The sequence below is a fragment of the Lachnoclostridium edouardi genome, from assembly GCF_900240245.1.
Lineage (GTDB): Bacteria > Bacillota > Clostridia > Lachnospirales > Lachnospiraceae > Lachnoclostridium_A > Lachnoclostridium_A edouardi.
This window is the reverse complement of the sequence record NZ_OESQ01000001.1, coordinates 813529-839064: the sequence shown is the minus strand read 5'-3', so window position 1 is coordinate 839064 and position 25536 is coordinate 813529. Positions and strand designations below refer to the sequence as shown.

The following is a 25536-nucleotide window of genomic DNA, read 5'->3' as shown; positions in this document are numbered from 1 at the left end:
TGCAGCGCCCTTTGTTATAGAATTACTTAAAATTTCCTCCAGGTTTCAGGAGTGAGAATCAAAAGAAGAGGGAACAATTCTAATCTTCCTGCAAGCATATCAAAAATCATAACTAATTTAGACCAGTTGGAAAATAGGGAAAAGTTTTGAGTAGGTCCTACTAATTCCAGTCCAGGTCCAATATTGTTTAAGGTGGCGGCTACAGCCGAGAAGTTGGTGATCAGATCATTGCCGTCTACGGAGATAAAAAGTACTGAGAAGGCAAAAATTATAAAGTATAATACCATAAATACATTAATAGAGCGAAGCACGTCATGCTCTACGGCTCTGCCGTCTATTACTACCTGCCGCACGCTTTGAGGATGTATCAGCTGATACAATTCTTTTTTCACTGTCTTAGCCAATATAATAAGACGGGAAATTTTAATACCGCCGCCTGTACTTCCTGCACATGCGCCTGCAAACATTAGAAGCAGCAGGATGCATCTGGGAACCTCCGGCCACAAGTTAAAGTCTGTGGTGGCGAAGCCGGTAGTTGTAATGATAGATGCAACCTGGAAGGCCGCATGGTGCAGTCCTACGCCGAAAGAAGGATAGAGGTGGCGGATCTGCAGGGCAATGACCAAAATGGATACGCCGATAATGCCTAAGTACCAGCGGGCCTCTTCGCTTTGAAGAGCCTGCTTAGGTCTTCCTGCCAGCAAAAGGAAGTATACGCTAAAGTTAATTCCATAAAGAATCATAAAAATAGTAGTTACAGTTTGAAGGTATGGAGAATAGCTGGCCATACTGTCGTTTTTAATTCCAAATCCTCCTGTTCCCGCTGTTCCGAAAGAAGTAGCTAACGCGTCAAAAAGAGGCATTTTTCCTACGAGAAGCAGGATAATCTGAACAATAGTAAGAACGATATATATTTCATATAAAATTTTTGCTGTAGACTGTACCTTAGGAACCAGTTTGCTGACAGAGGGACCGGGGCTTTCTGCCTTCATAAGGCTCATGTGAGAGCCGCCGGACATGGGAAGCAAAGTTAAAATAAATACTAAAACTCCCATACCTCCGATCCAGTGGGAAAAGCTTCTCCAAAATAGCAGGCAGTAGGGCAAAGCCTCCACATCTGTTAAAATGCTGGCCCCAGTGGTAGTGAAGCCGGAAACTGTTTCAAAAAGTGCGTCCACCGGATTAGGAATATAGCCGCTGATAATAAACGGGAGAGCGCCAAAGCAGCTGAGGGCAATCCAACTGAGAGCTACAGTTACAAAACCTTCTCTGGTGTAAAAAATTTTATTTTTAGGCGGCTTTCTCACAAAAGGCCCGCCTGCGCAAAGACAAAGAAAAATTGTAATTAAAAAGGAAAAACCGCTGGCCTCCTTGTAGATTAAAGCTACAATACAAGGGAGTATCATAAAAAGGGCTTCAAAAATTAATATCCAGCCAACGATATAAGCAATCATCCGTTTGTTCATAAAATATTTGCCTCGTTTCAGTTATTATTTGCCTTTTAGAATATCTCTGATATCCCCTAATCCTGTAACGGAAGTTACTACGATTACAGTATCCCCTACCTGAATGGTGTCCTGGCCTCGGGGGATTCGGATGGAACCGTTGCGGTTAATACAGCAGACTAAAAGATTATCCCGTAAATCCAACTGGGCCAAAGGAATTCCTGTTACTGGAGACTCCTCATGTACGGAAAACTCCAAGGCCTCCGCACGGTCGTCTAATATTTTGTACAGAGTTTCCACATTACTGCCAATAGAATTCTGGGCGGCCCGCACATACTGTAAAATGTAATCAGCAGTTATATATTTAGGATAAATAACGCTTCCAATATCTAAGGAATCAATAATATCTGTAAAAGCTAATCTGTTTACCTTGGCAATAGTTTTAGCTGGAGAATGTTTTTTGGCAAAAAGGGCCAGCAGAATATTTTCTTCATCTAAATTAGTCAAAGCTACAAAAGATTCAGTCTGAGATAAACCTTCCTCCAACAGCAGAGACTGATTTGTGCCGTCGCCGTAGATAATGCTGGCTTCTGGCAGCTGGTCGCTTAAATATTTGCAGCGCTCCTTATTATTCTCTATAATTCTGACGCGGATGCCTGTGTCAAGCAGACGCTTTGCAAGATAATGGGCAATAGTGCCGCCGCCGATAATCATGGTATTTTTAACAGGATGAATCACAATACCAATTTTTCTGAAAAAGTTGGCGGAATTTTGGGGAGAACCAATTATAGACACTAAATCGTTGTCTTTCAGCTCAAATGCGCCGTTGGGAATAAATACATCCTCCCCCCGCTCTACAGCGCAAATCAGAATATCACATTTTAGCTTGCTGCTGATTTCCAGAACTTTCATGCCATCTAAATGAAATTCAGGACAAATCTTAAATTTCAGAAGCTCTACACGTCCCTTGGCAAAGGTGTCGATTTTAATTGCAGAGGGGAAGCGCAGCAATCTGGCGATTTCAGACGCGGCGGCCAGCTCTGGGTTAATAATCATGGTCAGGCCAAGGCTTTCTTTAATAAAGTTTACTTCCTGGTTGTATAATGGATTACGGACTCTGGCAATGGTCTGGCAGTGACCGGCTTTTTTTGCTATCAGACAGCAGAGTAAATTTAATTCATCAGCTCCTGTAACTGCAATTAAAAGATCAGCAGTTTCCACGCCGGCTTCAATCAGTATGTTGTAGCTGGCGCCGTTTCCTTCAATTCCCATAACGTCCAGAGAATTCTGAATGTTATTAAGCTTTTGGCTTAACAGGTCTATCATTACTAAATTGTGACCTTCTGCACTAAGCCGCTCTGCAAGGGTAGTCCCTACCTTGCCGCATCCCACTATGATAATTTCCATAATATCTCCTGTATTTTTTCCTTTCGTTTTATAAACGGGTTTTTATTGGCAGTAATGGAAATCTGCCAAGCATTCCTATTATATCATATTTTCTAATTTTGCATATATGTAATTCCTATTTTCTAAAGCAGTTAAAAAGGAGAAGATACGGTTGAAATTCCTTTTCAGTATTGACAAGTTAAATGTTTAATGATATTCTTTATTTAGATGTGGCAAATATTACATAATAATAGAGGGGTTAAACGTTTTTTTGGTGAAATACACAAAAATTTTATAATGGGAAAAGTGACGACGTTAAAAGATATAGCAAGAATCGCCGGAGTATCAGTGGCAACTGTATCGCTGGCTTTAAACGGAAAGCCTGAGGGCAGGGTTTCTGCGGAGATGGTAAATAAAATAGAAGAAATTGCCAAAAAGCTGAATTATCAGCCTGATGTAAATGCTCAAAGGTTAAAAGGTAAAAAAATGCCTTTAGTGGGGCTGTTAGTCCCTAATATTACCAACCCTTTTTATTCTGAAATGACAAAGGGAATTATGGATGCAGGAAGGCAGCTGGGATATCACGTAGTTTTATTTAATGCTGACAACAGCCATGAAAGCGAGGCTGTTGCAGCTGAGGCTTTTATCTCCATGAAAGTGGCCGGGGCTATTATATGTGGTATATGTGATCCAGGCGCGGAGGAAGAAAGAATTTTAGAAACGCTTTCTAAAGCAGGGATTCGTGTTCTGATGATAGACAGAAGCGAATGGGACGGACACTGGCCCAGGGTTATGATTGATAATTTTCAGGCGGCTTATGACAGCGTAAAGTATCTTTACAGGCAGGGACATAGAAAAATCGCTTTAATTGCGGCAGGCTGGGATTTAAATATTTTAAATAACAGGGAAACGGGCTATAAAAAGGCTATGGAGGATTTGGGGCTGGATAGCTCATTCATTTACCGGATTCCCACATACCAGCTGACGGGAGCAGGGGCAGAGGCAGTGGCAAAAGAAGTCATGTCAAACCTGGACAGGCAGACGGCAGTTTTAGTAATTCCCGGAGATACCTTAGCTATTGAGTGTATACTTTACTGGAAAAGCCATGGGATACGAATACCTGAGGATTTAAGCGTTGTAGGATTTGATAATATTTATATGTGTCAGGTAATGGACCCTCCACTGACAACAGTAGATCAGCCTAAATATGAAATGGGAAAAGGGGCCATGGAGCTTTTGGTTCAGTTGATCGACCAGGGCTCGGGACAAAGCTGCAGACAGGTTTATGCCCATAAGATTGTGGAGCGCAGCACTGTTAAAAAAATAGATTAAGTTTATGCGTACAAGGGGCCATACATAAAATGTGTGCTCCCCTGTACGGGGAAACTAGTAAAAAATTTGTTTTTTTTAATACATTAAACGTTTAACTAATGTTTATATAAAATAAAATGATATGGCCTATCAAATAAAAAATTTAAGAAAGGAAGAGAAAAAATGATTCATGTAAGGGGAAAAGATATGTTGTTTATTGAGGCTCACGGCCACGTATGGCAGAAGCTTCACGGAATCCGCTTTAATTATCAGAAATTGGAGTCCATAGGATACGGAATGATTAAAATAGGAGGTGAGGAATATTTATTTGTACCTCCGGAAATGAAGGACAACAGCTGTCCTATTGAGGTTATGCAGGCATATGAAAAACTGTTTGGCTTTGACAAGGTGGTGCTTCTTCAAACCCCTTGCTACGGAGAACAGTATGAGTATATAAATGATATTTTAAAAAGATATCCGGACAAATATGTTTCTGTTGGAATCGGCACTCCGGAGGATGAGAAATTATATAAAGAGACTGCAAAAAAATGTTTGGGGGAGTATGGATATAAGGCTTTAAAATTTGAGTCTCCAGATAATCCATTTGATATGCTGGCCCCGGATAAGCAATTTGTTTTTGAGGAGATTATGAAGTATAACGCATATTTTATGATTGATTTAGGCTGGGGAGACAGCTCCCTAGATTACCCTATAGATCAGATGCTGGAGGTGGCTAAGCGCTATCCGGACATGAAGATCATGCTTCCTCACATGGGGGTCAGCAGATTGTGGGACCCAAAGGAAAGGGATAATCTGGACAGCTTAAAGAAAACCTTATCTATTTTGGAGCTAAATCAGAACGTATATTTTGATTGTTCAGGCATACCTATGCTGGCTACAAGGGCAGGGGAGGAATATCCGTGGCCGCTTATGCAGGATGTTTTGAAAACAGCCAAATCAATGGGGGCGATAGATCGTGTGATGTGGGGAAGCGATATGCCTACAGTGCTGGTCGCATGTACTTACCGCCAGCATATTGACTGCGTTGTGAAGTACAGTGATTTCCTGACAGATCAGGAGCTGGAAAACCTGCTTGGAAGGACTGCAGATAAGGTTTGGTTTGGAAAGTAAATAAAGAGGAGGGATATATTGAACATTGAGGAGAATCAAGTCCCCATTGTGGAATTTAGAAATATAACAAAGGCTTTTTCTGGAAATAAGGCTTTGGATTCTGTATCCCTGAAAATAAAAAAAGGGGAGGTACATTGTTTTTTAGGGGAAAACGGGGCTGGGAAAAGTACTTTGATTAAGGTGCTGACAGGGGTAATTCACGCTGACCAGGGGGAGATTTTGTTAAACGGAGAGCCTGTAGCCATCCGCGATATCCGCCACTCCAGGGAATTGGGGATAGGAACTGTATTTCAGGAGAACAGTTTGATTCCCCATCTGACCATTGCGGAGAATATTTATTTAACTGGGGAGCCTAAAAAATGCGGCATGATAGATTACGCCAAAATGAATGAGGAAACTGTTAAATGGGGAAGAGAGCTGGGGCTGGAATTAGACCCTCAAAGGAAGGTTTTAGAGCTGTCAGTGGCTCAGCAGCAGATTGTGGAAATTGTGAAGGTATTTTCCCAAAGTCCTCAGATTGTAGTGCTGGATGAGCCTACGTCCTCTCTTTCTGACAATGAAATTCACAACCTGTTTCAGATTGTAAATCGTATGAAGGAGAAAGGAGTAACGTTTATTTATATCTCTCACCGTATGGAGGAGATACAGACTATTGGAAACGGAGGGTCTGTACTGCGGGACGGAAAATTTATTACAGCTATTGAGGACGTGAAAAAGAAATCCATGGATGAAATTATTTCCTATATTGTAGGAAGACCTTTGGACCAAGTATATCCTGAGAGGAAGGTAAAGGTGGGAGATGTTTGTTTTGAAGTGAAAAATCTTTCTGTGCCTAATAAAATTTACGATATATCTTTTACTGTGAGAAAGGGAGAAGTATTAGGATTTTCAGGCTTAGTAGGGGCAGGGAGAACGGAAACTGCCAAAGCTATTTTCGGAGCTTTAAGGAAGTCTGAAGGAGAGATATATATAAATGGAAATAAGGTGGAGATTCATAATTGCAGCGACGCCATTCATCATGGAATTGGATTATTAACAGAAAACAGGAAGGAAGAAGGGTTATTTCTAACTAAGTCTGTGGCGTGGAATACAGTTTCTGCATCTTTAAAGAAAATTAAAAAGCATGGGATTTTAAACTTTAAAAAGGAGCAGTCTCTTGTATATGAGTATATTGGTGCATTAAATATTAAGGTTCCAAGTGTGGAGAGGGAAGTAAAATATCTTTCCGGGGGAAACCAGCAAAAAGTGGTTTTTGCTAAATGGCTGAGCGCAGAATCTCAGGTATATATTTTTGACGAACCTACAAGAGGAATTGACGTGGGGGCGAAAAGCGAAATATACGGGATAATTAATGATTTAGCAGAAAAAGGAAATGCAGTGATTGTTATTTCATCAGAGCTTCCTGAGGTTTTAGGAGTCTGCGATAAGGTTGCTATTTTCCATGAAGGACATTTAGTAAAGGTGATGGACTGTAAGGAGGCTACGCAGGAGAAGATTATGTTATATGCGATTGGAGGAGGAGAATGAAGAACAAAGATATTTTTCACCGCATAAGAAGGGTGCAGGGGTTGAATGCACTGGTGCCCTTAATTGTTATTGTAATATTCATTTCCATTTTGCGGCCCAGTTTTCTTACTGGAGATAATATTATGAACGTATTCCGCCAGGCCTCAGTTTATGCCATTATGGCTACAGGCATGACCTTTGTGCTTCTTACTGGAGGAGTGGATTTGTCCCAGGGGTCGGTTTTGGCGCTGTGCTGTGTAACGTGCGCATTAAGTATTGGGGCGACTGAAAACATGTGGGTGGGCATTATTGTGGCCATTTTAACGGGAGGAGTTATTGGTCTTTTAAATGGGGTGGTTATTGCCTATATGAAGCTTCCGCCTTTTATAATGACCTTAGGCTCTATGTATATGGTCAGAGGATTGGCGCTGTGGGTTACTAATTCTACACAAGTGTCTGTAAAGGGATATCCTGTGTTTACCTTTATTGGTCAGGGCTTTCTATTTGGAATTCCATTTCCTGTTTTTGTATTTATTATTATTGGAGCTGTTGCGGCATTATTTTTGACTTACTTTGCAACTGGAAGATGTATTTTTGCAGTGGGCTCTAACAAGGAATCAGCCAGGCTGTCAGGCGTAAAAGTAGAAAAAATATTGGTGCTTGTGTACACACTTTCCGCTATTTGTGTAAGTCTTGCCGCCGTTGTATATTTATCACGTTTAACTGCCGCACAGCCTACGGCAGGCGAAAGCTATGAAATGGAGGCCATTGCAGCTGCAGTTGTAGGCGGCACCAGCCAGGCAGGCGGAGAGGGCGGTATTTTAGGCTCTCTTATAGGAGCTGTAATTATTGCAGTAATCCGAAACGGACTGGTTCTTCTGGGAGTAGGCAGTTATTTTACGAAAATCGTTGTGGGACTGATTATTGTTCTGGCAGTAGCTTTAGATGTTACAAGGCGCAGATTAGCAGTGAATAAATAATATTTTAGGAGGATAAATTTATGACAAAAGGTAATATGAAAAAAGTCGGATTATTGTTAGCGGCAGCTATAACATTTGGAATGCTTGCAGGCTGTTCGTCATCAAAAGATAAGGGTCCTTCTGCCACAGAGGCCCAGAGCCAGATGGAAAGTCAGGAGAGCCAGAATAATGAGGGGGGAACCGGGCTTTCAGGGGATGGAAAGACCATTGCCTTTGTTCCAAAACAGCTGGGCAATCCGTATTTTGTGGCTATTCGAGATGCCATTGAGGAGAAGGCCACAGAGCAGGGATTTAAATTTGAATGTAACGCTCCTGATTCTTCTATTGAGGTGGATAAACAGATTAGTATCTGCGAGGCTTTTGTAAATCAGGGAGTGGATGTTTTGATTATTATTCCCAATGACGCCACGGCTATTGTAGATGTAATTAACAGCGCGGCTGAAAAAGGAATTGCAGTATTTTTAGTAGATTCCGGCGCTGATGAATCTGACTATATTTCCTATATTGGAACAGATAACTATGCAGGAGGCGTATTGGCTGCACAGTGGTTTGAAGAAAATATTACTGGAAAAGTAGCTGTAATTGACGGAGCTGCAGGCAACGCCGCTACTACTGCCAGAAGAAACGGATTTATAGATACATTGGAAGGTTCTGAGAAAATAGAGATAGTTTCTACTGATTATGGCAATGGAGATATGGCCACATCTATGACTGTAGCTGAAAATTATTTAACAGCTTATCCTGATTTAACAGCTATTTTCTGCTGCGACGACGCTATGGCCCAGGGAGCAGGACAGGCTGTGGCGGCAAGCGGAAAAGATATATTTGTATGTGGTTTCGACGGTTCTCCAGATGGAGCTCAGGCAATTATGGACGGAGTTATGGATATGACAATAGCTCAGACGCCTAAGATTATGGGAGAGCTGGCTGTAGAGTATGCAACAGCCTATTTAAATGGAGAAACTGTAGATCCAGTTATTAATACAGAGTGTGAAATAGTTCTGCCTGAAAATGCTGAGGATTATTTAAATTGGCATTAAAAATATGAAATCAATGAATTATCCGCCGGTCTGTTATGTAGACTGGCGGATGATTAATTCTGGCTGAAGAATTACTGACTGCATAGGGGAGTCAGGGTTCATCAGCCTATTTTGAAGTACTCTGACGCCTTCCTGCCCAATTTGGTAAAATGGCTGGCGGACAGTAGTCAGAGGAACTCTAAGATACTGGCTCATTTCTAAATCGTCATATCCGATCAAGCGAAAATCCCCAGGAATGGAAAATCCTGCTTCTAATATTGCGTTCATAGCGCCAATCGCCATTAAATCACAGCCGCAGCAGACGGCCCCCCGGTGAAATCCCTGCTGAATTATTTTTTTCATGGAATTATAGCCGTCCTGTATTTGAGGGAGAGCGGCATCCCTTGGAAAATCCTGAAAATTAAGCCCGTGCTCAGACAAAAAATGGCTGTAGCCTCTGATTCTGTCATATCCGCTGGAGGAATCAATAGTCATAAAAAAGAAATCCCTGCTGCCTGTATCATAAAGATAGCGAAGGCTTTGATAGCTGCCGGAAAAGTTGTCATTTACAACATATTCAGCATCTGTAAAAGGGCTGGTACGCATTAAAATAACAAAGGGAATATTTAAGGATTTTAAATGTTCAATATCTTTCTGGCTGAAAGTTAAAGGAGCCACAATAATCAAACCGTCGATTCTGCTGCTGAGAAGCAGGTCAATCGCTTTCGCCTCCACAGATGGATCCTGAACAGTATTAGATAGAAGAATATTGTAGTTGTGCTGGGCGGCAGCTGCGGTGATTCCTTTTAATATTTCTGAAAAAACATAGCAGGAGGCGTCTGACATTACAACGCCAATAGTATTAGATTTAGAGTTTCTAAGACTTTGGGCCACGTGGTTAGGAGTATAGTTTAACTCCTTAACTGCCTTCATAATCTTTTCATATGTTTGGCTGGATAAGCTGCCTTTGTGGTTTAAAGCATTAGATACAGTCATGGCAGATACGTCGGCCAATTTTGCCACGTCCTTTAATGTAGTAGGTTTATTTAAATCTATATTATTTTTCATAAAAACTCCTAAATTAATATATCGTTAAACTAAATTAACTGTTAAAACAAAAATTTGTACCCAATTTGATGGGGAGTTGTGCAGCGTTTAAGAATAGCAGCATTACAATTATACCATAGTTTATTTTCTGTGGCTAGAATATTTAAAAACAGTGGGATTCTTTTATTTATGCCTGTTATTTATTGTACTAAAGTTTATTCTGGAAAAAGATTGACACAGTAGTAAATATATGGTATGTTTAATTTAACGTTAAACCAAATAAAAATCTGGACGGGATAGATTGACACAAAAGAGCCGGCGTTTGGTAAATTGTCCTGCTGATAAAGGTTAAGCCGTTTTTTTCGTCTTCCAGAGCGAAAAACATGAAAATTGAAAACATAGGAGGAGATACACCGTGGATGAGTATTCAGAGAAAATTTTAAGGCTTTTGGGCAAGGTCCCTGCCGGAATTATGATTATTCCTTTACTGTTAGGCGCGTTGATTAACACTTTCTGTCCTGAGATTCTGCAAATAGGAACTTATACTACAGCTACTTTTACCAGCGCTGGTACAATTTCTATTACAGGCGTGTTTTTTGTATGTGTTGGCGCGCAGCTGCAGATGAGGGAAATACCAAAAGTAATCAGAAGAGGGGGAACCCTTCTGATAGCTAAGTTTGCAGTTGGGGCTATACTTGGAATTGCAGTTGGAAAGCTGTTTGGAGCAGAAGGATTTTTAGGAATTTCTTCCTTGGCGATTATCAGCGCAGTGACAAACTCCAACGGCGGTATTTATGTATCCCTTATGAATATTTACGGGGATGAAACAGATGTGGCTTCTGTCAGCCTTCTGTCAATTAATGACGGACCTTTTCTTACTTTAGTGGCAATGGGCGCGTCTGGACTGGCCAGTATTGATTTAATGTCCTTAGTGTCCACTATACTGCCTATTATTATTGGTATGATATTAGGAAACTTCGGCAGTAAAATTAAAGAATTTTTAGATTCAGGTACGAAAATTCTGATTCCGTTTATTGGCTTCTGTTTAGGCGGCGGAATTAATATGGCTAATATAGTAAAAAGCGGTATTTCTGGAATTCTGTTAGGATTAATTTGTATGTTTGCAGGCGGGATTTTTATCTTAGTTTGTGATAAAATAATAGCAGGAAGGCCTGGATATGCGGCATGGGCAGTATCTACTACAGCGGGAAACGCAGTGCTGGTGCCTGCGTCAGTGGCATTGATTGACCCTACATTAACAGAGACAGCAGCTTTAGCGGCTCCTCAGGTAGCGGCGGCAGTTGTAGTGACAGCTATTGCGGCTCCTATAATGACAAATTTCTGGGCTAAAAAATATGGCTGTCCCAAATATCCTTTGGCAGAAAAATAGTTTTTATGGAATTAAGAGAAAAAAATAGTAATTATAAAAGAAAAGGAGAAGAAATATGAAGAAAGAGTGGAATTTATCACCAGAGCAGTTAAAAAGAGAAAGAGAAATTATGGAGAAGCTGAAACAGTTTGATACACCTACTATTACTAATGTAGTAGCCAGCTATCCAAATGACAAAAATTGTCTGCGTCTTTACAATCCCTGGTATGGAAGATGGTATACAGACGCAACCTTAAAATGTATGTTCCCTCAGTTAGGAAGAACTGTTGGATATGCAGTAACTGCTACATACGGTCTGCCTGACCACGACTACAGCCATGGAAGTCTGATTGGAGATGTTTTTGACGCCATTAAGGAATCTCCGCAGCCTGTAGTGCTTTGTGTAAAGCAGGAGATGCCAGAGGAAATGAAAATGCGCAACGGACTTTTAGGAGGCAATATGATGACTTCCTTTAAAAGAGCCGGCATTGTAGGGGCTATTACAGACGGAGCTTCCAGAGATGTAGATGAAATCAGACCTTTAGGCGTACAGTACATGGTTACTGGAATCTGTGCAGGTCACGGAGATTTGTCCCTTCAGGCCATTAATGACACTGTAGACATTTGCGGCATGAGAGTAAGCCCTGGAGATATTATCCACATGGATGAAAACGGCGCAGTAAAATTTCCAAGAGAATATCTGGAGGATGTATTAGAAAAAGCTACAGCAATGCAGAAATTTGAATCTAAAGCTCAGCCTATGCTGGCTAAGGCAGAGTCAGGAAAAGAAATTAATGATATTCTGGCAGGGCTGTACGACTAAAAATTTAGGGCTGCTAATCAATAATTAAGAAAGCCTTCTCCTGTCTGTGTTTGGCAGATTTCCCGAAATAATGGGTACACAGAATAAGGAGAAGGCTTTTTATTGTTATGAGTATCTCATGCTTCTATTTAACAAACTGGTTTTTGACATGGAGATTTTTGGCAGCTGCAGCTTGTATTTGCAGCTGTTTTCGGCTGTTTGTCAAATGCAGGGTTAAATGCATAGAAATTCTTGCTGTCTAAACGGTCCTGAGTAATACGCATAGCTTCTCCGAATCTTTGGAAATGTACAATTTCTCTTTTTCTCAAATAGCGGATAGGATCGCAAACGTCGGGATCCTTTACGACTCTGAGAATATTGTCGTATGTGGAGCGAGCTTTCTGCTCCGCGGCCATATCTTCATATAAATCAGTGATAGTATCGCCTTTAGATTGGAATTCGCAGGCATTAAAGGGGATTCCTCCTGCAGCCTGAGGCCAGATGCCGGCTGTATGGTCAATATAGTAAGGACCAAAGCCCTGCTCTACCAGCTGTTCTGCCGTCAGATTTCTGGTAAGCTGATGAACAATAGTAGCAACCATTTCTAAATGTGCCAGCTCCTCTGTTCCAATATCAGTAAGCAAAGCTTTGCACTCTTTATATGGCATACTATACCGCTGAGATAAATAACGCATGGAGGCGCCGATTTCTCCGTCAGGTCCTCCATACTGGCTCATAATAAACTGGGCCATTTGTGCGTTAGGCGTCTTAATATTTACAGGATACTGCAGTCTTTTTTCATAAACCCACATTAGTTATTCCCTCCTTCCCAAGGCCAGGTTTCTGTGATCCAATCCCAATAATTTCCAGGCTTTACCTGGTCCTTGCGCAAATGGCCGCATTGAACTGTATAAACATTGACAGCCTGATTATAAATATTTTTTACATATTGATAATAATTTAAAGCGTCAGAATCACAGGGGTGCGTATCCAGATAAAGAAGAATATCATCCAAGGCAAAACCAGTTTGGTAAATTAAGGTCATAAGCTGAGACGGGCTGTAATTCTGGAAATTTGGCGTCTGAGCACCGGCATTTCCCATATTGGTACAGCAGGATGAACTACAACAAGAAGAATGATTCATATTATTGACACCTCCCCATAACGAATGGTAAGTCAAGTTCCGGGAAAATAGTTCCTCTGGATAAGGCGCGTTCCAGATTGTAGGTCTGCCCCCATTGCTGAACGGGAACATAACCCATACCAATAGGATAACATTCTACCGGACCGGTTACGGAACCTGGACATTGAACGGAACCAGTGGATACATACCCCCTGGAAGTAGAGGGAGAGGACGGCATAGTGAACTGAGGCGCCTGATTCTGACATCCGCAGTCCGAATAATTGGGATTCATAAAATAATCCATTTGAAGTGCTCCTTTCCTTATATGGAAGATTTATAATATAGTCTATGAGGGAGTTGGGAGTCGGTGAGAATTTAAAAAAAATTTTGCACATATTTCTGTTGTCCACATATGATACAGTACAAACATTAATAAAAAAGGAGATCAAATATATGTGTTGGTTAAATAGATGTTGTAATTGGGGATGTAACTGTGGAGGATGTGGAAATAACTCTTCAAACTGCGGCTGCGGTTCTAATAATAATAACTCTGTAAGAAGAGCTTATCAGAGAGGATTTAACGACGGCCATGCAGCTGGCTACAATGAAGGCTATACAGCTGGCTACAATGATGCCTCTAACTCTGGAAGCAGCTCAGGCTGTGGCTGCGGCTGTGGTTCTAGCTCCAGCTGCGGCTGTGGCTGTGGCTGCAGCTCTAACTCCAGCTGTGGCTGCGGATGCAACTCATAATAATGAAAAATAAGCTGCTGCTTAATAAATGAAATATGGGGGTGGGTCTGCGTCTGCGGATCCACCCCTATATACTTTTACTTTGTTTATATATCATAACTGAACAGATGGAAAAAATTATAAATTTTTTGTGGAAAATTTTTTCAGATTACACTTGATTTTTCGACATATTTTTCGTTATAATAAATATCACTTAATACTGAGGGTATATTTATTAGAAAACAGTAATATCTGTCGCTCATAACAATGAGAAAATAAATAAAGTAGAGGAACAGTAGCCATGACAAAAGTGCAGATTAGTTTTTGGGGTATGGATTCCATTATGAAATTTATTGAGATTGTTGAAAATTACAGCTATCATGTGGATTTGGCCTGTGGTAGTTATCTTGTAGATGCAAAATCCATGTTGGCCGTATTTGCCATGAGACTGGCAAGTGATCTGGAACTGATTATTCACAGCGAGCAGTGCGACGACCTGCTGAATGATTTGGAGGTCTATATAGATCAGAGAAAATTAGAAAATCAAGCAAGAGCTATCTGCTACAGCAGGTAGCTTTTTATCCCTAAAAAGGAGTAAACTATGGAAATAAATCAGTTGATCAAAACTGCTATGGAAGCTTTACCATTGTCCTACGCTCCATATTCAAAGTTTCATGTGGCGGCAGCCTTGCTTGGAAGGGACGGAAAAGTTTATACTGGAGTAAATGTGGAAAACGCCTCATATCCGGCCGGCATGTGTGCAGAAAGAACGGCCTTTTTTAAAGCAGTCAGTGAAGGCTGCAGAGAGTTTCAGGCCATTGTTATATGCGGAGGAAAAAACGGAAAAGTGGAGGACTTTTGCCCGCCCTGCGGAATCTGCAGACAAGTTATGAGAGAGTTCTGTAAACCAGAAGAATTCCAGGTTATTTTAGCTGTTTCTCAAACAGAATATAAGATTTACACGCTGGAAGAATTGCTGCCTGTAAGCTTTGGGCCAGATCAGCTAAAAAAAGAAAACCCAGGTATTTTTTGTACTTAAATTGAATAAAATATCTATGTGGTTTCCGCCAGTTATGGAAATAAAAGAAACTTGAAAAATCGAATTTTCTGTTGTATAATGATGACAATGAAAACTGAAAATTGTAATTCCTGGAATGCTCGACAATCTTACCTTTTTTGAACCTACAGTATGACATAAGGGATTCCGATATTTTTAAACGGATGTCAGGCCTCCGAATTTAGCAGTGGAAGGCAGAAGTTTAAGTGAGGTTGCCCACCTAGCATGGCTAGGCGTCAATCAGTAAGAACCGGCATTTTGGGATTACAAAAGATGAAAGCAGCGAGCAATCGCTGCTTTATCTTTTGCAAAAAATATGGTAATCTATAGGGGCAGGAAAAAATATACAAACGCAGGGGAAAAGACATGAAAAATATTAGATTCAGAACCTATATTTATTGGGGCATCACTGCTATTGCAGTAATTGGATTAAGTGTGGCATTTGTGTTTTTAATGATACACATTGACAAAGTAAAAGCGTATGCCGGAATTATGGTGGATATTTTAAAACCAATTATATACGGAGCGATTTTAGCATATTTGCTGAACCCAATTTATAACAAAACAAATAATGCTGTAGAGCAGATTTTAAAAAAGAACAAGATTCTTCAGAAAAAGGCGTCCAGCCTGTCTAAAATGGCGGCGACTGTAGTCAGTCTGGTTGTATTGTTTTCCGTAATTACCGGATTAATGTGGCTTTTAATCCCTCAGTTAGTTACAAGTATACGGGGAATTATTGACACTTTGCCTGCCGGTCTGGCCAATTTAGAGTCGTGGATTATGGGACTTTTAGAGGGCGATCCTGCTAACGCTCAAATGGCAATGGAGGCGTACAGCTATATTAGTTATTATTTAGAGGATTGGGTAAATACCAGCCTGACCCCTAACATGGACAAGATTATTAAAAGCGTATCCAGCGGATTGTGGACTGTATTTGTAAGCGGCGTATCCAGCAGTGTGTGGAGTATGATCATAACTTTGAAAAACTTTTTGATTGGAATTATTGTTATGGTTTATTTGCTGAACATAAAGGAAATGTTTGCAGCGCAGTCTAAGAAAATAGTTTACGGTGTTTTTCCTTTAAAACTGGCTAATAAACTGATTACAGAAGTAAGATTTATCCATAAGGTATTTGGCGGATTTATTATAGGAAAGCTGTTAGATTCTCTGATCATTGGTATACTGTGCTTTTTGTGCTTAAATCTTATGAATATGCCTTATGCTCTTTTAGTCAGCGTAATTGTGGGAGTAACTAATGTTATACCATTTTTCGGACCATTTATCGGGGCAATTCCAAGTGCATTTTTGATTTTATTAGTAAGTCCAATGGAGTGTTTGTATTTCATAATATTTGTATTTCTTCTTCAGCAGTTTGACGGAAATATTTTGGGTCCAAAGATTCTGGGAGATTCCACAGGACTTCAAAGTTTCTGGGTGCTGTTTTCCATTTTAGTGTTCGGCGGCATGTTTGGCTTTGTGGGAATGATTATCGGCGTGCCTACATTTGCAGTTATTTATCGGCTTACTAAAGAGGGAATTGAGGCTTCCTTAAAGAAAAAATCATTATCTGGTCATACTGAGGACTATGACGGACTAGATTATATAGACGAGGAAGAAAAGAACTTTGTAAAGGCAACCAAGGAACTGAAGTAAAAATGAGGAGTCTATGAGGGATTATCACAAATTTGTAAGCTGGGTGGCAGGAATACCTGTCCTGATTATAATTTTAATTGTCATTATTGTTACTCACGAGACAAAGGATGACGGAATATCCAGAGCTATTGCTTCCAAAGCAGTAGCCCTGGCTTTTGCATCCAGAGAAGAATGTGAGCAGCTGGCAGCTGGCAGGGAACAGTCTTCTTTTCCCACGGGAAAAGAAGATTCCTGGTATGTAAAATATATGGATTATCTGTTTGAAAAGGGTTATTTGTCTGAGGAACTGACAAAGGCGGACGCCAGATCAGCAGAAAGCTACCTGACGTATGGGGAAGCAGAGTATTTAGCAGAATCTGTATCTAAACAGCTGAAGGGTAAAATAAAGGCCACAAAGAAAAACAGAGATCAGTATATACCAAAGGATGAGTGGTGGCTGTTTTATGATTCTATGATTGCCAGAATGGAAGAAGAGAATCATGTAGAACAGAAAAATATTTTAATTTATGGCACGCCTTACAATGTAAAAGAGGCTCCGGCCTGGACGGCATATTCAGATCAAGGCACCATAGGATTTGAAGGGCTTGCCTTAGATGCGTACATAGACTGTGAAATAAGTGTAATAATGAGAGACAGCGAGTTAATTGCTGTAACGAAAAAAGTTTCTGATAAGGTTGTATATGAAAATGTGTGGCTGGCTCAGGGGGAAGAGGGAAAATGTCTTGTATATGTAGGAAATATTACAAGGCAGATTGAGACCGGCTTAAAAGAAGAGAAGCAGAAGGAGCTTTACAACAACCTGGCGGACATTACTCTGGAAAAAGGAAAACTGAAAAAAGCAGAGCTGAAAAAGGGAAAACGTATCAGAGGCAGAGTTTTGTCTGTAAAGGCGGATTATATAGAAATAGAAGGATATGGGCCTTTAGCAGTAAGCCCTACATTCCAGGTTTTTAAAACATATGGCACATTTGAGAAGAAAAAGCTAGAAGATATTTTAGTAGGATATGATCTTCAGGAATTTGTAGTGTCAGACGGAGTTTTGTGCGCAGCCTTAATTGAGAGAGAATTTGATGCAAAAACAATCCGGGTGCTGTTAATGAACACAGGATTTCAGGGAGTTTTTCATTCCTCCTTAACATTAAGCTGCACAGGAGCTATGACCATTTCTTCAGAGGAGGGAAAAGAGGAGAAACTGGAAAAGGGAAGTCAGCTGGTTTTGACGCCTGAAGATGAAAGACTGGCTCAGGGGCGTTTGATTATTACCCCGGAGGAGGGCTGCGAAATTTCTATTAAAGAAATAGAAAGAGGGCAGGGAACTCCGGCTTATGGAGGAAGACTGGAGATTTCTTCTGAGGAAGGCGGCCTGGTGGCGGTGAATGAGCTTTATCTGGAGGAATATTTAAAAAAGGTAGTTCCCAGTGAAATGCCTGCCAGCTACGAAAAAGAAGCTTTGAAAGCTCAGGCAGTCTGCGCCAGAACTTATGCGTACAAACAAATCCAGAGCAACGGATACAGCCAGTATGGCGCTCATGTAGATGACAGCACAAACTATCAGGTTTATAATAACAGCAAACAGGATGAAAGAACGGATCAGGCTGTAAATGAGACATATGGGAAGATTTTAAAATATAACGGAAAACCTATTGACGCATTTTACTTTTCTACTTCCTGCGGCACCACCACAGACGGCAGCGTTTGGGGAGGAGATCCCTCCAGCATGCCTTACTTAAAAAGCGTGGCTTTGAGAGATGACAGAAAGGTTTTGTCCTGGGACAGTGAAGAGGAGTTTAGCCAGTTTATAAAGAGCAAAAATTATTCTGCATATGACTCAGAATATCCTATGTTTCGTTGGGAGACAGTAACCACCAGCCAGATTTTAGGAGAAAAGGTGACGGGAATCGGCGCTGTAACCGGATTGAAAATAACTGACAGAGGTCCGGGAGGAAGCGCCAGAGAGTTAGAGATTACTGGAGAGTCGGGAAATAAAACTGTAACTGGTCAGAATCAGATTCGGTATATTTTAGGGAACAGCCAGCTGGAAATTACCCAAAAGGACGGCAAGAAAATAACAGGATGGGACAGTCTGCCCAGTGGCTTTTTTACGGTGGAAAAGAAAGACGGCCGATATTATATATATGGAGGCGGCTATGGACATGGAGCCGGTATGAGCCAAAACGGGGCTCAGGGCATGGCTAAAAAAGGAAAAACCTATGATGCAATTTTAAAGTTTTTCTATGACGGAGTAGAAATTGCTGATATTGAACAGCCGTAAATTTGAGACAAATATAAAAATTCCGGGGGTGTTGCCTGCAATACCTTCGGAATTTTTTTTGTGATTTTTTTTTATTACTTGGGAAAGTACAGTTTACAAGGGACTACACAGGGTAGGTATCTGACGGGAGGGGTGCCGCCAGTCAGATTTTCCATGTGATGTTCAAGCTGTCGCTTGTGGCGGCTATGGTGGTGATCATCAAATCCACCACACGCCGCTTGTCATCAAAAGATACATTCTCCCAGGTATCGAGGTAGCCGGAAATCTGGCTGACCTGTTCCGGGCTGATGGCCTCCACAGTCAACTCCGCTATCCTTGCCAGAAGTTCCTGCTTGCGCCCGTCCAGTTCCGCTATCTTCACATTCACATAGGAGAACAGGACATTGTTTGCCCCCGTCAGACTGTCCACCAGCTTTTCAATCTCGCTGTCTACATGGGCAAGTTCCACTTGCAGGGCGGTGATTTTCGGGTTTGCCTTTGCCGCTTTCTTTTTTCCTGTCAGCGTCTTGTAGCTTGCCAGCTTCTTTACCATCTGCTGATAAACAACCGCTTCCAGTTCCGAAGTGATGATTTTCCCACAGCCAGGACAGCTTTTATTGTCCAGCCGTTTCGTGCAGCGGAGATACTGTTTGCCGGAGGGATTGTAGATACTCATAAGAGCATACCCGCAATTCCCGCACTTGATTTTTCCTGCCAGCCATGTGTGGGTGGCTTTCCGGGCAGACTGGATTTTCATGTTGTTCATCAGCTTCTTGCGGCAGGTCAGCCAGGTGTCGGAGGGGACGATACCCTCATGGGGAGCCAGTACCAGCATTTGGTCTTTTAAGTCGTTTTTCTTGCTGGCCTTTACATCTCGCCCTTGATACAGATAGCAGCCGTTCATGCCCGTAAAATCGGCAACGTCATTGACAATGACTGTACCTTGACTTTTGAAAAATTCGTACACATCAAGGTCTGCCTGCACATAGACAGGATTGCGTAACATCTGCGCCAGCGTGGGGCGTATCAGCTCTTTGCCATGGAACAAAATCCCCTGTTCGGCAAAGTACCGGGTAATGTCCCCGTAGGAAGTTGTGGGCTGGGCGTACATCTCAAACATCAGCCGGATATTGGCCGCTTCCTCCGGGTTTACCACCAGCTTCTTTGTGTTGATACCGTCCATCTTGATAGGCTCCGTATGGAAGCCGTAAGGGGCTTTCCCGCCCATCTTAAAGCCCCGCTGACTGCGGGAGTAGTAAGCGTCCGTTACCCGCTTCTGTATCGTTTCCCGTTCAAGCTGGGCGAACACGATACAGATATTCAGCATGGCCCGTCCCATCGGCGTGGAGGTATCAAACTTTTCCGTAGAGGACACAAACTCCACATTGTACTGCTGGAACAGCTCCATCATGTTGGCAAAGTCCAGAATGGAACGGCTGATACGGTCGAGCTTGTAAACCACGACCTTTGCAATCAAGCCCCGCTTGATGTCCCGCACCAGTTCTTGAAACTTCGGACGGTCTGTGTTCTTGCCGCTGTACCCTTTGTCTGTGTATTCCTTGCAGTTACCGCCTTTCAACTCGTATTTGCAAAATTCAATCTGGCTTTCAATGGAAATGCTGTCCTTTTTGTCTACCGATTGTCTTGCATAGATTGCGTCTATCCGATTGTTCATATTGTCGCTCCTTTTCTTAAAAAAGAAACGGAGCTGCTGACAGTTCTATTATACCGCCAGCAGCCCCGCAAATCAATGATGGGTTTGGAAAACCTTATGTCCCGGCTTCCTCACTCTCCCGCTTGTCGGCGTACTTGCGGAACACCTCATAAAGCTGCTGTTCCAGTTCCCGGCGTTTGGCTGCTTCCTGTTCCGGCGTGAACACCGGGGAGAGATTTTCCAGTGTGATTTCCTTTCCCTGAAAAGTCACGATTTCGATTTCCTTTTTGTATCTGATATTACTTATAAGATCACCTTTCCTTTCCATGCTGCCGCTGTTGCCGTTTCAGTTCCGCTAAAATCTCCGGCGGGATACGGTCAACCAGCCGCCGCATATCGTCCAGTTCGCTTTTTAACTTCGCCCGTTCCATCGTGTCATTCATCTTGCCTTTTTCGCTGGCCTTTGCCCTGACTTCCAGCTTTTCATTTTCCGCTAACAAGTCATTGATTGTGACCTTGTATTTTTTCAGTTGCCCGGAGAAGTTCTCCATCTGCGGAAACCACTTTTTCAGCATGGAGAGGGCTTCCTCTTTCTTCTTTCCGGCGTTCAGCGGGGTAATGCCGGAGAGAACCGCTTCAATGGCCCTCGCCTGTTTGGAGAGGTTGACCGCCTGTTTGAACAGCCGGGTGGGGATATGCTTCCGGCCCGTCTTGCTGGCGCTTTCCCCACGCTCCAGGTCGGGGTACTGCTCCACCATACAGGCGTGAAAATCGTCCTGCCACTTCGTCAGATTGGCCCGGTTGCCGATAATTTCTTTGGCGCACAGGCGGTTGTCCTTTGTCAGCGGCACAAAGACCAAGTGCAGATGGGGCGTTTTTTCATCCATGTGTACCATAGCCGAAACGATGTTCTCCCGGCCCACCCGGTCAATGAGGAAGTCCGCCGCCCTCTGGAAGTAGGCCGCTATCTCCTTTGGGGACTTGCCCTTGAAAAACTCCGGGCTGGCGGTAATCAGCGTGTCCACAAACCGAGTGCTGTCCTTGCGGGTGCGGCATCTGGCCTGCTCGATGCGGCTCTGAATGAAATGGTAGTAGCGGCCATCCGGCTTGACGATGTGGAAATTGTACTTGCTCCGGCTGGTGTCAATGTCCGGGTTGCTGGCGTACTGCTCCTTTTTCCGTTCATGGTGGGCTTCCAGCGGCCCCGCCGGGTGGCCCTTGTGCTTCTCAAATCGCAAAATTGCGTGTTGTGCCATTGAACTCCTTTCCCCATTCCATTCCTTTCCGGCGGGTTTTCCCGCCGAAAATATCTCTGATAGGATTGGAATGGAATGAATGTAAATAGATGGTTTTAATCTCTGTATTTCTATATACCGTCAGATTTCCGTACTTCAAGAGGATTGATTTTCGTACTCGCCAAGTACGGTTTTCAGCCCTCCGGCGTACCATAACCGGATTTCTTGAAGTCGGTGTTTGGAACCGCTTCATAGGATTTCGGGTAAATGCGGTTGGGTTTTCCACAGCCCTGTTTCTGGATTTCCACCAGCCCCGCATACTGCAACTCCCGCAGGGTGTTGACCGCTTTCTGCCGCCCGCAGCGGAGCAAAGCGACCACCTCGCAGATGGGGTAGTACAGGTAGACCCGCCCGTACTCGTCCGCCCAGCCGTTCTTCCGGGACAACTCCGCCCGGCGCAGGACAAAGGCATACAGCACCTTCGCTTCGTTGCTCAAGGGCTGGAATGTGGGTGCTTCAAAAAGGAAATTGGGGAGCCGGGTGAAACTGAACGCCTTTTCCGGCTGGTGAATATAAATCGTGTTTGTCATAGCGTGTTTTGTGGACGGTTAGAGGCCCGTTTTCCGGGGCGAATGATAAATGATACCAGCCGCCCCGGTTGAGGGCTTGCGGAGCCTTGCAAATCAAGGCTTTTCCCGCTCTTAACTGTCCACAGCAGACCTCCTTTTCCGTTCACTTTCTGTTTTCTGCCGCCTGTGAACTCTGGCGGCGCAGTCCGGGCAGTATTTGCCCCGGTTGGACTTCGGGACGAACACACCGCCGCACTCCGCACAGCGTTTCAAGTCCCTGTCCCGGTAAATCTCCGCTTCCAGCGTCCTGTCCAGCGGCAAGACCGCCCAGCGGAACCACTTGCAGCAGACGGAGAACGAAATCATCTGCGGACAGGCGCAGGTGTCGCCATCGTCCAGCGCAAGGCAGTTTCCGTCCTCGCAGTTGCAGCACTCCCGGCGTATCAGGCCGCTGGCTCGTCTCTTCTGGGGCGGGGTTATGCGGTAGGGGGAGCCGTCCGGCCTGTGTTCCAGCGGCGGCAGGTGTTGATAGGGTCTTTTGCTCATGCGTCCCTCCGTTTTCTTTGGCGTGTTCTGTTTCCAAGGTGCTTGTCCATCGATGAACTATCCCAAGTCTACACCTTTTTGACCGCCTGTGCCGTATATCCAAGAGGTAGGAAATCAGCCTGAAAAACTCCCTATTTCCACGCTCTCGGATTTGTGATATAATCAAAAAAAGATAAAAGACAAATTCAGGTTTCTGGTCTTCTTGCACAAAATAAAGGAGGAGCTATTATGCAAATTGTTTATATTCCAAGCGAATCAATGTCTGTTCAAGGTAAAAAAGATGAAATCTATAAAAGATATGGGAAAGACTGGAATATTAGAGAACAGGGAGGAGGTAACGGAAATTGGTTGTTGACCAGAAAAAGTGATGTGCTTGTAGATGGAAAAAGTTATCGTACTTTTGTACTTGAACACTACGGTAAATCCAAGCTGACAGCGAAGCTTGTTGATAAATTTCGTGAAGATGTAGCAAATGGTAAAATAAAACTGTAAATGCCTATGCCGTTATGCTATGAGCATAGTACATAGCATAACGGCTTCTCTTTCGTTGAGCTAGCAAGGAGGGTGAATATGTCTTTATCCATACAAGAGCGATTAAAAGACCTACGTGTGGAGCGTGGCTTGACGCTGGGGCAGCTTGCGGAGCAGACCGGGCTTTCCAAGTCTGCGCTGGGCAGTTACGAAACGGAAGACTTCAAGGACATCAGCCACTATGCCCTTATCCGGCTGGCGAAGTTTTACGGTGTGACCGCTGATTATCTGCTGGGGCTGTCTGAAATGAAAAATCACCCAAACGCCGATCTTGCAGACCTGCGTTTGAGTGATGAAATGATTGACCTGCTGAAAAGCGGGAGGATAGACAATACCCTGCTGTGTGAGCTGGCGGCGCACCCGGATTTCCCCCGGCTGATGGCTGACCTTGAAATCTATGTGAACGGAACGGCACTGAAACAGGCGCAGGGTGCAAACGCCATAGTGGACACGATGAGCGCAACTGTTATAAAAAAGCATAATCCTGGCATGAGTGATACGCAGTTAAGACAGCTTATCACCGCCCATATTGATGAGGACGAGTTTTGCCGCTATGTGATACAACGGGACATAAACGGGATTGCCCTTGCTCTGCGGGAAACACACAAGGACGATTTTTTCAGCGTCCCAGAGGATAACCCGCTAAAAGAAATGCTGGAAACTGCTGGTGAAATCGTCAGCCAGGACAGCGACACGGAACAAGCGTACTTGGCGTTTATCTGCAAACGGCTCAAGCTGAATTTTAGGAAGCTGTCAGTAGAAGAACGGAAGTGGCTGAAAAAGATTGCGGAAAAATCCGACTTGCTGAAGAATCCAAAACCGCAGAGAGGACGAAGATAAAAAATGCCTGAACGGCGGTTCTGGTTTTTCAGAACCACCATCCAGGCATTTTGTTTAGTAATAGAAAAAGGTGCAGTTGATTATTGCGTATTGTCAATCTCTCTCAAACCGGGTAGTAAAAATACGGCAAGCGCAACGATGATAATGCCAATTCCGCAAATGACAAACCATTTCTCAACTCCCAGCCGCTCCGCCAGAGGCCCGGAAATGACAAGGCCAAACGGCATGGCGAGGGAAGCGGCGCTTGTCAGTAGAGAAAAAACTCTCCCCAGATATTCTGGTTTGACCGTTTCTTGAAAAATCGCATTTTGCACACCGTAAAATGGAGCGGAAATTCCCATAACAGTACAGCACACAACAAAGACAAGAAATGCGTCTGGCGGCAAAAGCCCGGAGAGCATATTGCTAACGCCCATCAGGAGAACGGAAAGACCGATGGTGTACCGCCGTTTCTTAAAACCGCCCCAAATGCTCAGAATGACTCCGCCAAGCAGCATACCAACCGCAAAAGCAATTTCAGCGGCAGAGGCATGGGCCGGTGTTCCTTTGAAGTATGACATACAGATGAGAGGAAAAAGCGTACTGATTGGCATATAAAAGAACATATAAATTACACCAATCCAGAGCAGAGCAAAGAGGCCCCTGTTTTGCTTTAATACCACATACCCCTCTTTCATATCCTGTAAAAACTGTTGTCTTTTCGTTTCTGGACATAGTTCAGGCGTTGGTATGGACGAAATCGCAACAGTCACACAGGCAAGGATTGCACCCACAATATCTAACAATATAATTGCATTAAGAGGCCAAACAGCATATAAAAACGCTGCGGCAGCTGGACTGATAATCGCACTTACTGCTTGCATGGTCTGCGTGTAACCAGCGCATTTTGTAAGTTCCTCTTTTGGCACAATCATAGGTGTTGCTGCGCTGAATGCTGGAGAATGAAAAGCAGTTCCCGCACTTCGGATTAACAGGACAACCATAATAGACCATACGGGCAATTCCATGTAAAACGCCACCAGCGCCAGAATACCGCCAGCGGCGGCAATTATCAAATCCGCACCAATCATTACGCTTTTACGGCTGTGCCGGTCAACAAAAGCACCTGCAAACGGGCCTAAACAGGCTTGCGGCAAAAATCCAATCAGTGTTGCCGCCGTCAATATGATTGCAGAATTAGTTTTCGCAACCAAATAAAAGATAATGGCCATTTGCAAAATACCGCTGCTAATAAAGGATATTGCTTGTCCGGCAAGAAGTGTAAAATAAGTTTTTCTCCATGAATTGTTGTTTTGGGTCATAATGCGAACCTCCTTTTTTATTGCATTGTTCCTTTGTTTCTGCAATAAAAA

Annotated in this window: 26 protein-coding genes and 1 other RNA gene; 15 read left to right on the top strand and 12 right to left on the bottom strand. The window is 43.1% G+C overall.

Annotated elements, in window-relative coordinates:
• Nucleotides 1-26: 26 nt before the first annotated feature.
• Both C1A07_RS03910 and trkA read right to left on the bottom strand, forming a co-directional pair.
• A complete protein-coding gene (locus tag C1A07_RS03910; RefSeq protein ID WP_101875937.1) occupies nt 27-1466 on the bottom strand; it encodes a TrkH family potassium uptake protein in 1440 nt (479 codons plus the stop codon).
• Nucleotides 1467-1490: 24 nt separating this feature from the next.
• Nucleotides 1491-2852: a Trk system potassium transporter TrkA gene (gene trkA, locus C1A07_RS03905; RefSeq protein ID WP_101875936.1), complete on the bottom strand. Its 1362-nt coding sequence runs from the start codon at nt 2850-2852 to the stop codon at nt 1491-1493.
• Nucleotides 2853-3137: 285 nt separating this feature from the next.
• Here trkA and C1A07_RS03900 point away from each other — a divergent pair, with 285 nt between their 5' ends.
• The 5 genes from C1A07_RS03900 to C1A07_RS03880 all read left to right on the top strand — a co-directional run bounded on the left by C1A07_RS03900 (nt 3138) and on the right by C1A07_RS03880 (nt 8799).
• Nucleotides 3138-4163 carry a LacI family DNA-binding transcriptional regulator gene (locus C1A07_RS03900; RefSeq protein WP_207654295.1) on the top strand — a complete coding sequence of 342 codons (1026 nt, stop codon included), beginning with the start codon at nt 3138-3140 and terminating at the stop codon, nt 4161-4163.
• Between the two features lie 162 nt (nt 4164-4325).
• Entirely contained in the window at nt 4326-5273 is a 948-nt protein-coding gene (locus tag C1A07_RS03895; RefSeq protein ID WP_101875934.1) for an amidohydrolase family protein, read from the top strand.
• Nucleotides 5274-5291: 18 nt separating this feature from the next.
• On the top strand, nt 5292-6800 hold the full coding sequence (locus tag C1A07_RS03890; RefSeq protein ID WP_242972242.1) for a sugar ABC transporter ATP-binding protein: 1509 nt from the start codon (nt 5292-5294) through the stop codon (nt 6798-6800).
• The gene (locus C1A07_RS03885) at nt 6797-7759 is read left to right on the top strand and encodes an ABC transporter permease (RefSeq protein WP_101875933.1); all 963 of its coding nucleotides are present in this window, start codon (nt 6797-6799) and stop codon (nt 7757-7759) included. The genes C1A07_RS03890 and C1A07_RS03885 overlap by 4 nt, the downstream gene beginning before the upstream one ends.
• A 20-nt stretch (nt 7760-7779) precedes the next feature.
• Nucleotides 7780-8799, top strand: a complete 1020-nt coding sequence (locus tag C1A07_RS03880) for a sugar ABC transporter substrate-binding protein (protein WP_101875932.1) — start codon at nt 7780-7782, stop codon at nt 8797-8799.
• Between the two features lie 33 nt (nt 8800-8832).
• On the opposite strand, the gene C1A07_RS03875 is transcribed toward C1A07_RS03880, so the two are convergent.
• Nucleotides 8833-9846 carry a LacI family DNA-binding transcriptional regulator gene (locus C1A07_RS03875; RefSeq protein WP_101875931.1) on the bottom strand — a complete coding sequence of 338 codons (1014 nt, stop codon included), beginning with the start codon at nt 9844-9846 and terminating at the stop codon, nt 8833-8835.
• A gap of 394 nt (nt 9847-10240) precedes the next feature.
• On the opposite strand from C1A07_RS03875, the gene C1A07_RS03870 reads away from it, so the two are divergent.
• On the top strand, nt 10241-11215 hold the full coding sequence (locus C1A07_RS03870; protein WP_278321052.1) for a 2-keto-3-deoxygluconate permease: 975 nt from the start codon (nt 10241-10243) through the stop codon (nt 11213-11215).
• A 55-nt stretch (nt 11216-11270) separates the two neighbouring features.
• On the top strand, nt 11271-12017 hold the full coding sequence (locus C1A07_RS03865; protein WP_101875930.1) for an RraA family protein: 747 nt from the start codon (nt 11271-11273) through the stop codon (nt 12015-12017).
• A 128-nt stretch (nt 12018-12145) separates the two neighbouring features.
• On the opposite strand, the gene C1A07_RS03860 is transcribed toward C1A07_RS03865, so the two are convergent.
• Genes C1A07_RS03860 through C1A07_RS03850 form a run of 3 tightly spaced genes read right to left on the bottom strand, consistent with a single transcriptional unit; the run spans nt 12146 to nt 13423 of the window.
• On the bottom strand, nt 12146-12808 hold the full coding sequence (locus C1A07_RS03860) for a manganese catalase family protein (RefSeq protein ID WP_101875929.1): 663 nt from the start codon (nt 12806-12808) through the stop codon (nt 12146-12148).
• Nucleotides 12808-13140: a spore coat protein CotJB gene (locus C1A07_RS03855; protein WP_242972241.1), complete on the bottom strand. Its 333-nt coding sequence runs from the start codon at nt 13138-13140 to the stop codon at nt 12808-12810. Before C1A07_RS03855 ends, C1A07_RS03860 begins: the two co-directional genes overlap by 1 nt.
• Nucleotide 13141: 1 nt before the next feature.
• Nucleotides 13142-13423 (bottom strand): spore coat associated protein CotJA, encoded by a 282-nt coding sequence (locus C1A07_RS03850; protein ID WP_101875928.1) that lies wholly within the window; start codon nt 13421-13423, stop codon nt 13142-13144.
• 149 nt (nt 13424-13572) lie between these two features.
• Here C1A07_RS03850 and C1A07_RS03845 point away from each other — a divergent pair, with 149 nt between their 5' ends.
• The 6 genes from C1A07_RS03845 (at nt 13573) to C1A07_RS03820 (ending at nt 18830) form a co-directional block, all read left to right on the top strand.
• Nucleotides 13573-13869 carry a hypothetical protein gene (locus C1A07_RS03845; protein ID WP_101878032.1) on the top strand — a complete coding sequence of 99 codons (297 nt, stop codon included), beginning with the start codon at nt 13573-13575 and terminating at the stop codon, nt 13867-13869.
• 280 nt (nt 13870-14149) lie between these two features.
• On the top strand, nt 14150-14422 hold the full coding sequence (locus C1A07_RS03840; RefSeq protein WP_101875927.1) for an HPr family phosphocarrier protein: 273 nt from the start codon (nt 14150-14152) through the stop codon (nt 14420-14422).
• Nucleotides 14423-14449: 27 nt separating this feature from the next.
• Nucleotides 14450-14887, top strand: a complete 438-nt coding sequence (cdd, locus tag C1A07_RS03835; protein ID WP_101875926.1) for a cytidine deaminase — start codon at nt 14450-14452, stop codon at nt 14885-14887.
• Nucleotides 14888-14991: 104 nt separating this feature from the next.
• Nucleotides 14992-15174: non-coding RNA, 6S RNA (ssrS, locus tag C1A07_RS03830), on the top strand.
• A gap of 97 nt (nt 15175-15271) precedes the next feature.
• Complete coding sequence (locus C1A07_RS03825; protein WP_101875925.1) at nt 15272-16558, top strand: AI-2E family transporter; 1287 nt, start codon at nt 15272-15274, stop codon at nt 16556-16558.
• Nucleotides 16559-16571: 13 nt separating this feature from the next.
• A complete protein-coding gene (locus tag C1A07_RS03820; protein WP_101875924.1) occupies nt 16572-18830 on the top strand; it encodes a SpoIID/LytB domain-containing protein in 2259 nt (752 codons plus the stop codon).
• A 142-nt stretch (nt 18831-18972) separates the two neighbouring features.
• On the opposite strand, the gene C1A07_RS03810 is transcribed toward C1A07_RS03820, so the two are convergent.
• The 5 genes from C1A07_RS03810 to C1A07_RS03785 form a co-directional block, all read right to left on the bottom strand.
• On the bottom strand, nt 18973-20484 hold the full coding sequence (locus C1A07_RS03810) for a recombinase family protein (protein WP_002575864.1): 1512 nt from the start codon (nt 20482-20484) through the stop codon (nt 18973-18975).
• A 94-nt stretch (nt 20485-20578) separates the two neighbouring features.
• On the bottom strand, nt 20579-20734 hold the full coding sequence (locus C1A07_RS03805; RefSeq protein ID WP_002575863.1) for a hypothetical protein: 156 nt from the start codon (nt 20732-20734) through the stop codon (nt 20579-20581).
• Nucleotides 20735-20774: 40 nt separating this feature from the next.
• Nucleotides 20775-21719: a MobV family relaxase gene (gene mobV, locus C1A07_RS03800; RefSeq protein WP_002575862.1), complete on the bottom strand. Its 945-nt coding sequence runs from the start codon at nt 21717-21719 to the stop codon at nt 20775-20777.
• Nucleotides 21720-21892: 173 nt separating this feature from the next.
• Nucleotides 21893-22288, bottom strand: a complete 396-nt coding sequence (locus C1A07_RS03790) for a replication initiator protein A (protein ID WP_002575861.1) — start codon at nt 22286-22288, stop codon at nt 21893-21895.
• A gap of 111 nt (nt 22289-22399) precedes the next feature.
• Nucleotides 22400-22813 (bottom strand): cysteine-rich VLP domain-containing protein, encoded by a 414-nt coding sequence (locus tag C1A07_RS03785; RefSeq protein ID WP_002575860.1) that lies wholly within the window; start codon nt 22811-22813, stop codon nt 22400-22402.
• Between the two features lie 228 nt (nt 22814-23041).
• Between C1A07_RS03785 and C1A07_RS03780 the strand changes: the two genes are divergently transcribed.
• Both C1A07_RS03780 and C1A07_RS03775 read left to right on the top strand, forming a co-directional pair.
• Nucleotides 23042-23305: a hypothetical protein gene (locus C1A07_RS03780; protein ID WP_002575859.1), complete on the top strand. Its 264-nt coding sequence runs from the start codon at nt 23042-23044 to the stop codon at nt 23303-23305.
• Between the two features lie 78 nt (nt 23306-23383).
• The gene (locus C1A07_RS03775) at nt 23384-24184 is read left to right on the top strand and encodes a helix-turn-helix domain-containing protein (protein WP_002575858.1); all 801 of its coding nucleotides are present in this window, start codon (nt 23384-23386) and stop codon (nt 24182-24184) included.
• A gap of 80 nt (nt 24185-24264) precedes the next feature.
• On the opposite strand, the gene C1A07_RS03770 is transcribed toward C1A07_RS03775, so the two are convergent.
• Nucleotides 24265-25485: an MFS transporter gene (locus tag C1A07_RS03770; protein WP_002584949.1), complete on the bottom strand. Its 1221-nt coding sequence runs from the start codon at nt 25483-25485 to the stop codon at nt 24265-24267.
• Nucleotides 25486-25536: the final 51 nt, after the last annotated feature.

What these genes read in the sequence shown, in the direction of transcription:
- C1A07_RS03910 (WP_101875937.1), bottom strand. Translation starts at nt 1,466, where the DNA reads ATGAACAAACGGATGATTGCTTATATCGTTGGCTGGATATTAATTTTT.
- trkA (WP_101875936.1), bottom strand. Translation starts at nt 2,852, where the DNA reads ATGGAAATTATCATAGTGGGATGCGGCAAGGTAGGGACTACCCTTGCA.
- C1A07_RS03895 (WP_101875934.1), top strand. Translation starts at nt 4,326, where the DNA reads ATGATTCATGTAAGGGGAAAAGATATGTTGTTTATTGAGGCTCACGGC.
- C1A07_RS03885 (WP_101875933.1), top strand. Translation starts at nt 6,797, where the DNA reads ATGAAGAACAAAGATATTTTTCACCGCATAAGAAGGGTGCAGGGGTTG.
- C1A07_RS03880 (WP_101875932.1), top strand. Translation starts at nt 7,780, where the DNA reads ATGACAAAAGGTAATATGAAAAAAGTCGGATTATTGTTAGCGGCAGCT.
- C1A07_RS03875 (WP_101875931.1), bottom strand. Translation starts at nt 9,846, where the DNA reads ATGAAAAATAATATAGATTTAAATAAACCTACTACATTAAAGGACGTG.
- C1A07_RS03865 (WP_101875930.1), top strand. Translation starts at nt 11,271, where the DNA reads ATGAAGAAAGAGTGGAATTTATCACCAGAGCAGTTAAAAAGAGAAAGA.
- C1A07_RS03860 (WP_101875929.1), bottom strand. Translation starts at nt 12,808, where the DNA reads ATGTGGGTTTATGAAAAAAGACTGCAGTATCCTGTAAATATTAAGACG.
- C1A07_RS03855 (WP_242972241.1), bottom strand. Translation starts at nt 13,140, where the DNA reads ATGAATCATTCTTCTTGTTGTAGTTCATCCTGCTGTACCAATATGGGA.
- C1A07_RS03850 (WP_101875928.1), bottom strand. Translation starts at nt 13,423, where the DNA reads ATGGATTATTTTATGAATCCCAATTATTCGGACTGCGGATGTCAGAAT.
- C1A07_RS03845 (WP_101878032.1), top strand. Translation starts at nt 13,573, where the DNA reads ATGTGTTGGTTAAATAGATGTTGTAATTGGGGATGTAACTGTGGAGGA.
- C1A07_RS03840 (WP_101875927.1), top strand. Translation starts at nt 14,150, where the DNA reads ATGACAAAAGTGCAGATTAGTTTTTGGGGTATGGATTCCATTATGAAA.
- cdd (WP_101875926.1), top strand. Translation starts at nt 14,450, where the DNA reads ATGGAAATAAATCAGTTGATCAAAACTGCTATGGAAGCTTTACCATTG.
- C1A07_RS03825 (WP_101875925.1), top strand. Translation starts at nt 15,272, where the DNA reads ATGAAAAATATTAGATTCAGAACCTATATTTATTGGGGCATCACTGCT.
- C1A07_RS03820 (WP_101875924.1), top strand. Translation starts at nt 16,572, where the DNA reads ATGAGGGATTATCACAAATTTGTAAGCTGGGTGGCAGGAATACCTGTC.
- C1A07_RS03810 (WP_002575864.1), bottom strand. Translation starts at nt 20,484, where the DNA reads ATGAACAATCGGATAGACGCAATCTATGCAAGACAATCGGTAGACAAA.
- mobV (WP_002575862.1), bottom strand. Translation starts at nt 21,719, where the DNA reads ATGGCACAACACGCAATTTTGCGATTTGAGAAGCACAAGGGCCACCCG.
- C1A07_RS03790 (WP_002575861.1), bottom strand. Translation starts at nt 22,288, where the DNA reads ATGACAAACACGATTTATATTCACCAGCCGGAAAAGGCGTTCAGTTTC.
- C1A07_RS03785 (WP_002575860.1), bottom strand. Translation starts at nt 22,813, where the DNA reads ATGAGCAAAAGACCCTATCAACACCTGCCGCCGCTGGAACACAGGCCG.
- C1A07_RS03780 (WP_002575859.1), top strand. Translation starts at nt 23,042, where the DNA reads ATGCAAATTGTTTATATTCCAAGCGAATCAATGTCTGTTCAAGGTAAA.
- C1A07_RS03775 (WP_002575858.1), top strand. Translation starts at nt 23,384, where the DNA reads ATGTCTTTATCCATACAAGAGCGATTAAAAGACCTACGTGTGGAGCGT.
- C1A07_RS03770 (WP_002584949.1), bottom strand. Translation starts at nt 25,485, where the DNA reads ATGACCCAAAACAACAATTCATGGAGAAAAACTTATTTTACACTTCTT.